This window comes from Longimicrobiales bacterium (genome assembly GCA_035764935.1).
Lineage (GTDB): Bacteria > Gemmatimonadota > Gemmatimonadetes > Longimicrobiales > RSA9 > DASTYK01.
This window is the reverse complement of sequence record DASTYK010000093.1, coordinates 48,051-58,649: the sequence shown is the minus strand read 5'-3', so window position 1 is coordinate 58,649 and position 10,599 is coordinate 48,051. Positions and strand designations below refer to the sequence as shown.

The following is a 10,599-nucleotide window of genomic DNA, read 5'->3' as shown; positions in this document are numbered from 1 at the left end:
ATCGACCTGCTGGACCGGCTCATGATGCCGTTGACGCACGGCATCCTGGACCTGTTCCCGTTCCTCGGCGACATGAGCGCGGGGGCGCTGCGCTGGACGCTGCTCCTGCTGACGCTCCCGGTGATCGCGTGGTCGGGACGTCCGTTCTTCCGTGGTGCGTGGAGTGGTGCGCTGCACGGCACGACGGACATGAACACGCTGATCGCGCTGGGCACGGGTGCGGCGTTCCTGTACAGCGCGGTGGCGACGGTCGTGCCGTCGGTGTTCACGAGTGCGGGGCTGCCTCCGGATGTCTACTACGAGGCGGTCTCGATGATCATCGCGCTGATCCTGCTGGGGAAGGTGCTGGAGGCGCGTGCCAAGGGGAGCACATCGGACGCGATCCGCGCCCTGATGGGACTGCAGCCGAAGACGGCGCGCGTGGTGGTCGACGGAGAGGAGCGGGATGTGGAGATCGCCGCGCTCAAAGTTGGGGACGTCATCGTCGTGCGTCCGGGTGAGAAGGTGGCGGTGGACGGTGTCGTGGAGAACGGACGCAGTGCAGTCGACGAGTCGATGCTGACGGGCGAGTCGCTGCCGGTGGAGAAGGGGCCGGGCGACGAGGTCGTGGGCGGCACGATCAACGGCACTGGCAGCCTGCGCTTCCGTGCGACGCGTGTCGGTCGCGACACCGCACTGGCGCAGATCGTCCGGCTGGTGCAGCAGGCGCAGGGTTCGCGCGCGCCGATTCAGCGGCTTGCCGATCGCGTGGCGGGCGTGTTCGTCCCGATCGTGATCGGCATCGCGGTCCTGTCGTTCCTGGTGTGGCTCGCCTTCGGGCCGGATCCGTCGTTCGTGTTCGCGACCGTGTCGTTCGTGACGGTGCTGATCATCGCGTGCCCGTGCGCACTGGGCCTTGCGACGCCGACGGCGGTCATGGTCGGCACGGGCGGCGCAGCGGAGCGCGGCATTCTCTTCCGCAACGCGGAGAGCCTGGAGACCGCACGCGATATCGGCGTGGTCGTCCTGGACAAGACCGGCACGATCACGGAGGGGCGGCCGGCCCTCGTGGGTGGCGCGGTGCTCCCGTCCGACCCGGACGATGGCACGCTCGTCGAGATCGGTCGCAACCGGAGCGTCGCTCCGGTCGGCGAGCTGCTGCGCCTGGCCGGCTCGGCCGAGCGAGGCAGCGAGCACCCGCTGGGTGCGGCGATCACCGAGGCTGCGCGTGATGCGGGCCTGGAACTGGATGAGCCCGAGTCGTTCCTGTCACACGGCGGCCGCGGGATCCAGGCGGTCGTCGACGGGCACGGCATCGCGATCGGCAACCGTGCACTGATGGAGGAGTGGGCAGTGGACGCGAGCGCGCTCGAGCAGACCGCGCGCGACTGGGCAGGCCGCGGTGCGACGCCCGTGTTCGTGGCCGTGGACGGACGTGCGCGCGGCGTGCTCGCGATCGCGGATCCCGTCAAGCCGACGAGTCGCGCTGCGGTAGCGAAGCTGCGCGAGCTGGGCATCGACGTCTGGATGCTCACCGGCGACAACGAGACCACGGCGCGTGCCGTCGCGCGCGACGTCGGCATCGACAACGTCGTCGCAGAGGTGCTGCCGCAGGACAAGGCGCGTACGGTGAAGCGGCTGCAGAACGAGACCGGGCGTCGTGTCGCGATGGTCGGCGACGGTGTGAACGATGCACCTGCGCTCGCGCAGGCGGACGTCGGCTTCGCGATCGGGAGCGGCACCGACGTCGCGCTCGAGGCATCCGACGTCACGCTCGTCGGCGGCGATCCCGGTGCAGTGGCGACTGCGCTCGAGATCTCACGCCGCACGATGCGTGTGATCCGTCAGAACCTGTTCTGGGCGTTCATCTACAACGTGATTGGAATCCCGATCGCGGCGGGTGTGCTGTACCCGGTGAGCGGCGTCCTGCTCTCGCCCGTGATCGCGAGTGCGGCCATGGCGCTCAGCTCCGTGAGCGTCGTCTCCAACTCGCTCCGGCTGCGACGGCTTGCGCGTGCCGCCTGAGTGCGGCCCGAAACTGGCAAAGCAATGGCGCAGGTGCCATTGCATTCAACCGGCGCGGCGGTAGCCGCGCCCTCTGGAGGAACAATGGCAACGACGACCCTGAAGGTTTCCGGAATGACGTGCGGCCACTGCGTGAAGTCGGTCACCGAGGCGCTCGAAGAAGTCGATGGCGTGACGAGAGCCGATGTGAACCTGCAGCAGGGACGCGCGACGGTCGAGTACGACGAGTCGCGTACGACGCCGCGCTCGCTCGCGCAGGCCGTCTCGGAGGAAGGCTACCAGGCCGAGGAGATCCAATGACCCAACCGCCCCGTACCACCGAGAGCGAATCGCGCGACAACGCCGCGATCCGCGACCTGATGAACCAGATCCAGGACCGCCTGACCGTGCCGGACCGTGCGACGCTCGCGCTCGGCCTGATCGGGCACCTGGCAACGCTCATGAACGGCCGGCAGATGGACAAGCTGCTCGGGCAGCTGACCGAGCAGGCGGAGCGGGTGCAGGACGTGCCCCCGAGTCGCCGGCAGGAGCGCGGAGATGCCGGCCGCGACGAGCGCGGTGGACGGGGCGGCGAACAGCAGTCCGGAGGGCGCACGCATACCAGTGAGGTCGGAGTGCAGGGACGCGGCGCCCTCACGGACGAGTCAGGTCCGATCCTCTAGTTCAGCAGGATGTAGCCGTTCACCAGCTCGCGCAGCTGGCCTCCCGGCTGGAGCGAGAAGGTCGTGCCGGGCACGGCCGCGACACGGACAGGTGCACCGATCGGATCGAACGCATCGGTGACGCGCAGTCCGAACGATCGCGGCGCGCCCGGCACGCCGTTTCGCAGGACGTCCCAGGCACCGGTCCCGCGCCACGCCACCACGGCCGGCGGCACCACCCGGCCGGCTGAAGCATCCACCGCGATACTGTAGACATCGCCGGGATAGCGCTCCTCCAGCCGCTGCGCGAGCCAGGTGATGCTCACCAGCCCCGTGCCGCCCGACTGCAGGGCAGCACCCCCGCGCAGTGCGTGCAGGCCATCCATGAAGAACAGGGCCCGCGCCCGGCTGTTCCGGCCGAGCAGAAGCGAATCCACCCGCGCCACCATGAACGCGTCACGCTCCCCGTACAGGGTGCCCGCACGGTTCGGCGCCGTGCCCCGCTGCGGCGGCCAGGAGGGCAGATCGGCGGCAATCACGCGGATGGCGCGGTCGGGCCCCAGCGCCTCGTTGGCGCGCCACACCGTCCGGTACAGCTCCAGGTAATCGCGCGAAACACCTTCCGCCTCACGCACCGCTCGCGGTCGCGAAATCAGGATCGCAGGATCCTCCGGTCGGGTCAGGAAATACTGGTCCAGGTACGGCTGCTCGTCCGCAGGAACCTCCACCACCAGCGCATCCAGCCCCGACGTCTCCACCAGCACCTGCACCGCCCGGGCGGCGAGCTGCTTCGGGGCGGCGGCGCCCGGCACGTCCCCCAGCACGACCAGGCGGTGGCGCCGGCCCGCCGTCGCAATCAGGTCCGCCGGTGCGACGTGCGCCTCTTCCGCGTACGGCACCAGCGCCCGCTCCGCCGTGCCGCCCCCCCGCATCTCGAGCACCGCGGCCACGGCAAGGATCAGCACCAGCGCGACGACGGAAAGCTTGGCCGTGGTGCCGACACCGACCCGCGGCTTCCGGGGCACAAACCGGCGGCGCGCCCGGCGCTGCCGGTACTGCTCAACAGGATTCCACATCCACCGCTCCTCCATGCGTTTCCGGAGCGGTGGTGCAACCTGCGGACCGCCCCGTGTGGATTGCACCACAAACTGTTTTGCGGTAGATTTGCCCAATCAGCCCCCATACGATCTGGAGGAGCGATGGACGATAGTGTGGCGAAGGACGCCAAGCGGCTGCTCCTGCGCTACGGCGCTCCGATCTCCGTTGTCGATCAGCTAAGTGACGACGAACGCATCACTTACGCGCGTTCCATCCTGAAGACCGCCGTGCCGAAGCGCCCCGCGCACCTGCGCGAGCTGCTGGTCGGAGACGGCCGGATGGTGGCGCGCTGAGCGCTGTACCTCTTCGGTAGAGAACCGCCCCTGGCACGACCCGGGGCGGTTTTTTCTTGTCAGGCCTGCGAATCCAGGGTGATCCGCAGCTCCCGGGGCGAATCCAGCACGAGCTGCACGGGCACGACCACGCGATGGGGGCCCGGTCGCACGGCGAGGTCTGCCGGTTGTCCGTCCACGAAGCAGGGGCCGACCGGGGCTTCGACGGTCGGCTCGAGGATGAGCGTGAGCGGCAGCGCGCCGGCGGTCTGATCCACGCGGATCGCGATCGTGTCGCCCTCCCGCTCGACGCTCAGCTCCACCGCCGTATCACCCACGCGGATGTTGTCAGCTCCCCAGTGCGGCCAGTCCGCCGGGGCGTGCGGGCGGAGGCGCAGCCGTCCGCGCTCGGCGTCGGGATCGATGCCGAGCATCCCGGCAACGAGCAGGGGGACGATCCAGCTCCGCTCCTCGTCCGCGGTGTCGGTAGCGATTTCCTGCCACCCCTGCGCGGCGATTTCGGTCCTGCCGTCGAGCAGCGCGTTCAGCACGTCGAGAGGCCTTCGCCAGCCCTCTGCGCTGCGCACATCGGCGAGCCGGCTGAGCACGGCGTCCACGGATCTTCCCGGATCCGCTCCGGCCGCCAGTCTGCGCGCCGTCGTGGTAACGCTGGCATCTCCCGTGGCCTCGGCGAGGGGGATCAGCTCGCGCGCGACCAGTGGGAGCAGCGGGTCCTGGTGTGGGCGGCTGTCCGACAGCGCCGCGGTGGCCAGCGAGCTCCCCAACTGAAGGGCCTGCAGCGACGGGTGCAGCCAGGCGGCGGCTTCCGGGTCGCCTGTGAACGCGAAGTAGCGGCCGATGAGCCACGCGGTGACCGGTCCGGTGCGCTCGGCGGCGAGTGCGGTGATGCGTGTGCGGGCCTGTTCCCGGGCGCCGATCACGAGTGCGGAGAAGGCCGTGAGGGCGTCCTCCTCAAACTCGACGACGCGTGGTTTCGTGCCGGTCCCCTGGTCCCGCACGGGGGTGATCGCGCGCTCGCGTGCGGCGTCGAATGCGGCGACGAGCCGCGTATCCGGATGCGAGAATGCGAGTCCGTCGGCACGCAACCGACCGAGCCGCGCGCGTCGCCCGCGGTGGTCCGGCTCGCGCGCCCGCGCGTGGTCGTTCATGCGGTGCCTTGCGGCGCGAGTAGCTTCAGCATCTGATTTCGCCAGCGTTCACCGGGCAAAAGGGGCCGCGCGTGGACGCGTGCATTTCCGGTACCTTCGCGCGGAGCAAGCGTTGGCCCTGCCTGCTGGACGGTGTCTGTTGTTTGCCATTACCGCAATGCTTGCGTGTGCCCCAGCGTCGGTGCACGCGCAGGCGGGTGACTGGCTGCTGCCGCGCACGCGCAACTTCCGCCATCCGGTCGCGGATCCGCTGTCACCACGCTTCGGCCTCGGGCTGCTCGCGACTGACCTGTTGCGCTCGCGCGGACCGGAGCGACTGCCGTTCGTGCTCGGCGATTCCGCGGATGCCGCCCACGACGTGCAGGCGACTGCAGCGCTTGGCGGCACACTGCCGCTCGCCCGGCTCCGCGAGTGGCAGGGTGGCAGTGCGGTGCTTGCAGTCGAGGCGGCGGCCTTTGCGCGCTTCCGAATCGAGTACCCGAGCCGGGACGATCTCGGAACGGACTGGTTCATCAGTCTGCCGGTCGAAGTGCGGCACAACGACTGGTCAGGCCGCATCGCGCTCATGCACCGCAGCTCGCACCTCGGTGACGAGTTCATGATCGCGTCCGGCGCGGAGCGCATCGAGTTCGGCCACGAGGCGCTCGAGGTGAATGCGGTGCGCCAGCTCGGGCCCACCCGCCTGTACGCCGGCGGCGCGTGGGTATTCCGCTCGAACACGGAGTACGAGTTGCGCGCACGCGGCCTGGGGCGGTACGACCGCGCCGAGCTCGACCTGGGCGCGGAGCACGAGTGGTCGCTGGGGCCGCTGGGAGAGGCCTTTGCCGGCGTGGATCTGCATGCCGCGGAGCGGACCGACTGGAACGCCTCCATCGCCGTGGTCGCCGGTGCCGGGCTGACCTACGGCGGCCGGGCCGTTCGCCTCGTCGCCCGTTTTCATGACGGCGTTTCACGGCTGGGCGAATTCTTCCTGACCGACGAGCGCTATGTCGGGCTGGAGCTCGTGATCGTTCCCTGAGCGGCGAGCAACGTCCCGACGTCGGCCGTGGCGTCAGTCGTGCCCGCGTTCGATGTAACAGAGGTCGACACGCGGGTCCTGCACCTTGCCGCGGGGTCGGCCTGAGCCCAACATACCGCCCATGAATCTGACTGTGACGCAGGCGGTGCGGCCGTCGGCGGGAGGCGTTGAGCAGTGAGGCGCCTGCTGCGGGTCGGCACCGTTGTTTTCGATTGTGACTCGACGTTGTCCGCTGTTGAGGGTATCGAGGAGCTGGCGCGGCGACATGGCGCATCCGTCCGTGATCTCACCGAGGCAGTCATGCGCGGTGAGGTTCCGATGGAGGAAGTGTACAGCCGCCGGCTGGCGCTGGTGCAGCCGACGCGCGGTGATGTCGAGGCGCTGAAGCAGATCTACATCGACAACCTGGTCCCCGACGCCCGCGAGACCGTGCGTGCCCTGCTGGACGAGGGCGTGCAGGTGCGCATCATGAGCGCGGGTATCCGCGCGGCGGTGGAGGCAATGGCGGACGAGCTCGGCCTGCCGGCGCGCGCTGTTGCGGCCGTGGATGTCACGTTCGACGAAAAGGGTGAGTACGACGACTTCGACGTGGCCTCGCCGCTGACGTGGGCGTACGGCAAGCGCGAGCTGCTGCGCGTATGGCGCAGTGAGGTCGGCGGTTCGTTCATGATGGTCGGAGACGGCGCGACGGACCTGGAAGCCGCGGACGCAGCGGACGTGTTCGTCGCGTACGCGGGTGTGGTCGATCGCCCGGCCGTGACCGCCGAGGCGGACGTGGTGGTCCGTTCGCCCAGCCTGGCGCCGGTGCTGCCCCTCGCCCTGGGCGGGCATCCTCCGCGGCGCGCGTTCAACCGTGCGCTCTTCGAGAAGGGTCTCGAGCTGCTCGAGCCCGAGTACAGATCCTATCTGCCGTACGCGAGAAACCCGGAATGAAAACAGAGGTCAGGCAGGATTTCGGCCGCTTCTTCCTTCCCGGACCGACCGAGGTCCGGCCGGAGGTGCTGCAGGCGATGACGCGTCCGATGATCGGCCACCGCGTCGCAGAGATGGAGCAGATGATCGCCCGGATCCAGCCGGGGCTGAAGTACGTGTTCCAGACGGACCGGCCAGTCTACCTCTCGGCGTCGTCGGCGACCGGTCTCATGGAAGGTGCCGTCCGCAACGGCGCGCGCCGGAAGGTGCTCGCGCTGGTGAACGGTGCGTTCAGCGAGCGCTTCTACAAGATCACGGTTTCGACCGGACTCCAGGCGGACCCGCTCGAGGTGCCGTGGGGCGAGGCACACACGCCGGAGATGGTGGCGGGCGCACTGCAGCGCGGCATCTATGACGCGGTCACGGTGGTGCATTCGGAGACGTCGACGGGCGTGCTCAACCCGATCCGGGAGATCTCGGACGTCGTGCGCGACGCAGGCGACGTCGTGCTGCTGGTCGACAGTGTCAGCGGCCTCGGTGGCGCGCCCGTGTACACGGACGACTGGAAGCTCGACTTCGTGCTCACGGGCTCGCAGAAGTGCTTCGCTCTGCCTCCCGGCCTGGCGTTCGGCGTTGCGCAGAAGAACGTCCTGGAGCGTGCCAGCCGCAAGATGGACCGGGGTGTCTACTTCGACTTCCACGAGTTCGAGCGCAACATCCAGAAGAACCAGACGCCGAACACCCCCGCGGTGTCCCTGCTGTACGCGCTGGAAGTGCAGCTCGAGGCGATGCGTGCGGAAACCAACGAGGCACGGTGGGACCGCCACCAGGCGATGGCCGATCGTGTCTACGCGTGGGTGCAGGAGATGAACGATCGCGGGGTCAACCTGCGGATCCTGGCACCCGCCGGGTACCGCTCGCCGACAACGACGACGATCATGGTGCCCGAGCCCTGGACCGGCGCGAAGGCCTGCGCGGCGCTCAAGGAGCGCGGTTACATCATGGCCACGGGTTACGGCAAGATGAAGGAGAACTCGATCCGGATCGGCACGATGGGCGACCACACGGTCGAGGAGACGGAGAACCTGCTGGACGCGCTGACGGACGTGTTCGGCTCCTGAATCAACGCGGCGGGAGCCCGGCGCAGGCTGTGCCGGGCTCCCGCCGTTTTTCTGTTCACATAGATACCTGCCGGATCCACATGCCCCGCTACCGTGTCCTGATTGCCGACAACATGTCGGCCGAGGGTCTCGCCCCGCTGTCGCGCGACAACCGATTCGAGCTGATCCAGACGAGCGGTCTGAAGGGCGATGAGCTTGCGCGCGCAATCGAGCCGTGTGACGCAGTGATCGTGCGCAGCTCGACCCGTATCACCCGCGATTCGCTGCAGTACGCGAATCGCCTGCGCGTGATCGGCCGTGCGGGGGTCGGCGTCGATAACATCGATGTCGGCGCTGCGACGGAGCGCGGCATTGCGGTGCTGAACGCCCCGTCCGGCAACACGCTGTCGGCCGCGGAGCTGACCTTTGCGCTGCTGCTCTCACTGGCGCGTCGCATCCCGGCTGCGGACCGGTCGATGCGAGCGGGCGAGTGGGACCGGAAGAGCTTTGCAGGGTTCGAGCTGTACGGAAAAACGCTCGGCCTGATCGGCGCGGGGCGGATCGGCGGCGAAGTCGCGCGGCGTGCGCGTGCGTTCGGCATGCATGTCATCGTCAGTGATCCGTATCTCTCCGAGGAGCGTGCGCTGGAGCTCGACGTCGAGCGTGTCTCCTTCGACGACGTGATCGAGCAGGCCGACGTGATCTCGCTGCATGTGCCGCTCACCGAAGCGACGCACGGTCTGATCGGGGCACACGAGCTGGCACGCATGAAGCCCACGGCGGTCATCGTCAACGCGGCCCGGGGCGAAGTCATCCAGGAGGACGAGCTGGCCGGCGCGCTGCGCAACGGCGTCATCGCGGGCGCCGCGCTGGACGTCTTCGCGGAGGAACCGCTGCCTGCGGACCATCCGTTTCGCTCGCTGCCGAACGTCGTCCTGACGCCGCACCTGGGCGCGCAGACGGCCGAGGCGCAGCACAGCGTCGCGGTCGAGATCAGCGACGGCGTGCGGCGTGCCCTGGTCGACAACGACATGACCAGTGCCGTGAATGCGCCGGCGATCGGCGGTGAAGAGATGAGGCGGCTGCGTCCGCTGCTCGACCTGTCCGAGCGCCTCGGTCGACTCGCGGCGATGCTGGCGAACGAGCCGGTCACGCGCATTGCCGTGCGTTACGGCGGCCCGAACGAGGCGGCGATGAGGCCGCTCACGTGCGCCGCGATCGCGGGTGTGCTGCGCGACGTCGTGGGCTCGAGCGCCGTGAATCTCGTGAACGCGATCCACCTGGCCGAGTCGCGCGGCATACGGATTGAACGCACGCGGGTCGGCACGCATGGCAGCGACGAGGAGTTCATCGAGGTGCGTCTCGGCAAGGGCGACGCGGAGGTGCGCGCCGCGGGTGCGCTCGTTGCCGGCCGGCATCCGCGCATCGTGCGCATCGATCGGTTCCGCGTGGTGGTGCACCCGAGCGGCTCCCTGCTCGTCATCCGCAACCAGGACGTGCCCGGCGTGATCGGCCGGGTCGGCACCGTTCTCGGGAGCGCGTCGATCAACATCGCGGAGTATCACCAGGCGCGGCTGCAGGCCGGCGGCGAAGCGTTGGCCGCGGTGAGCGTGGACGGCCGCATCCCGGACGAGGTGATGGACACGCTGCGCGAGCTGCCCGACGTCATCGACGCACGGCAGGTCGAGCTGAGCTGAGGGCGGTTACTTCTCCTCGGTGCGGGGCCCTTCGCGATCGCGCCGCGTGGGGTGGATCGGTCGCGGGACCCACTTGCCGCCGAGCAGACCGGGGGCGAGTCGCTGCCTCGGCGTGGACTGCATCCAGCCGCGGCGGATCTCGCGCGGCTCCTCGACCGTGACGAATGCGTCCGGATCCCAGCGGGCGACCTCGTCGAGCACGCGCGGTATCTCACGGCGCGCGACCGCCGTGTAGACGATCTCGACACGGCCTTCCCGGCCCTGTCCGAAGAACTCCGTCACGCCGTACCCCCGGTCGCGCAGGGCCTCGGCGAGCTCGACACCGCCGGCGCGCGAGATGATGCGCAGCGTGGCCAGGCCGATCGCGAGCTTCCCCTCGATCCAGAGTCCCACGATGTTGCCCATCGCGAAGCCGCCGGCGTAGCCGAGCACGTGCCAGATGCTTTCCAGGTTCCGGATCGCACTGCCCACGGCAAAGATCCAGATGAGCACCTCGAAGAACCCGATGATCGGCACCATGACGCGCTGGTTGCGCACCGACAGCAGGATGCGCAGGGTCGACAGCGAGACGTCGAAGATGCGCAGCACGAAGATGAGCACCGGTCCCCACGGACCTGCGAAGAGTGCGTCGATCGCTTCCATGTGCTCCGTCTGAAGACAGGGTGCCCGTTCGTACTGTGCGACGGCG

The 10,599-nt window shown here is 69.1% G+C and carries 11 protein-coding genes; 8 read left to right on the top strand and 3 right to left on the bottom strand.

Translation table 11 applies throughout. From position 1 onward, the window contains the following. The 3 genes from VFU06_07740 to VFU06_07730 all read left to right on the top strand — a co-directional run. Positions 1–2,004, top strand: a 2,004-nt coding sequence (locus VFU06_07740; protein ID HEU5209286.1) for a copper-translocating P-type ATPase, incomplete at its 5' end; no start/stop codon positions are given. 84 nt (positions 2,005–2,088) lie between these two features. Beyond that, on the top strand, positions 2,089–2,304 hold the full coding sequence (locus VFU06_07735) for a heavy-metal-associated domain-containing protein (GenBank protein HEU5209285.1): 216 nt from the start codon (positions 2,089–2,091) through the stop codon (positions 2,302–2,304). Continuing rightward, on the top strand, positions 2,301–2,666 hold the full coding sequence (locus tag VFU06_07730) for a hypothetical protein (GenBank protein ID HEU5209284.1): 366 nt from the start codon (positions 2,301–2,303) through the stop codon (positions 2,664–2,666). The genes VFU06_07735 and VFU06_07730 overlap by 4 nt, the downstream gene beginning before the upstream one ends. On the opposite strand, the gene VFU06_07725 is transcribed toward VFU06_07730, so the two are convergent. Next, positions 2,663–3,721 (bottom strand): hypothetical protein, encoded by a 1,059-nt coding sequence (locus VFU06_07725; GenBank protein ID HEU5209283.1) that lies wholly within the window; start codon positions 3,719–3,721, stop codon positions 2,663–2,665. The genes VFU06_07730 and VFU06_07725 overlap by 4 nt on opposite strands. A gap of 123 nt (positions 3,722–3,844) precedes the next feature. Here VFU06_07725 and VFU06_07720 point away from each other — a divergent pair, with 123 nt between their 5' ends. Beyond that, positions 3,845–4,036, top strand: a complete 192-nt coding sequence (locus tag VFU06_07720; protein ID HEU5209282.1) for a hypothetical protein — start codon at positions 3,845–3,847, stop codon at positions 4,034–4,036. A gap of 59 nt (positions 4,037–4,095) precedes the next feature. Here the strand turns inward: VFU06_07720 and VFU06_07715 are convergent, their stop codons facing one another. Beyond that, on the bottom strand, positions 4,096–5,184 hold the full coding sequence (locus VFU06_07715) for a hypothetical protein (GenBank protein HEU5209281.1): 1,089 nt from the start codon (positions 5,182–5,184) through the stop codon (positions 4,096–4,098). Positions 5,185–5,365: 181 nt separating this feature from the next. Between VFU06_07715 and VFU06_07710 the strand changes: the two genes are divergently transcribed. The 4 genes from VFU06_07710 to serA all read left to right on the top strand — a co-directional run bounded on the left by VFU06_07710 (position 5,366) and on the right by serA (position 9,911). Continuing rightward, positions 5,366–6,202: a DUF1207 domain-containing protein gene (locus VFU06_07710; GenBank protein HEU5209280.1), complete on the top strand. Its 837-nt coding sequence runs from the start codon at positions 5,366–5,368 to the stop codon at positions 6,200–6,202. 174 nt (positions 6,203–6,376) lie between these two features. Then, positions 6,377–7,135 carry an HAD-IB family phosphatase gene (locus tag VFU06_07705; GenBank protein HEU5209279.1) on the top strand — a complete coding sequence of 253 codons (759 nt, stop codon included), beginning with the start codon at positions 6,377–6,379 and terminating at the stop codon, positions 7,133–7,135. Beyond that, a complete protein-coding gene (locus VFU06_07700; protein HEU5209278.1) occupies positions 7,132–8,235 on the top strand; it encodes an alanine--glyoxylate aminotransferase family protein in 1,104 nt (367 codons plus the stop codon). The genes VFU06_07705 and VFU06_07700 overlap by 4 nt, the downstream gene beginning before the upstream one ends. A gap of 80 nt (positions 8,236–8,315) precedes the next feature. Further along, the gene (gene serA / locus VFU06_07695) at positions 8,316–9,911 is read left to right on the top strand and encodes a phosphoglycerate dehydrogenase (GenBank protein HEU5209277.1); all 1,596 of its coding nucleotides are present in this window, start codon (positions 8,316–8,318) and stop codon (positions 9,909–9,911) included. A 6-nt stretch (positions 9,912–9,917) separates the two neighbouring features. Here serA and VFU06_07690 read toward each other — a convergent pair whose 3' ends face one another. Further along, positions 9,918–10,553 carry a DUF2179 domain-containing protein gene (locus VFU06_07690; protein ID HEU5209276.1) on the bottom strand — a complete coding sequence of 212 codons (636 nt, stop codon included), beginning with the start codon at positions 10,551–10,553 and terminating at the stop codon, positions 9,918–9,920. Between the last annotated feature and the right edge of the window lie 46 nt (positions 10,554–10,599).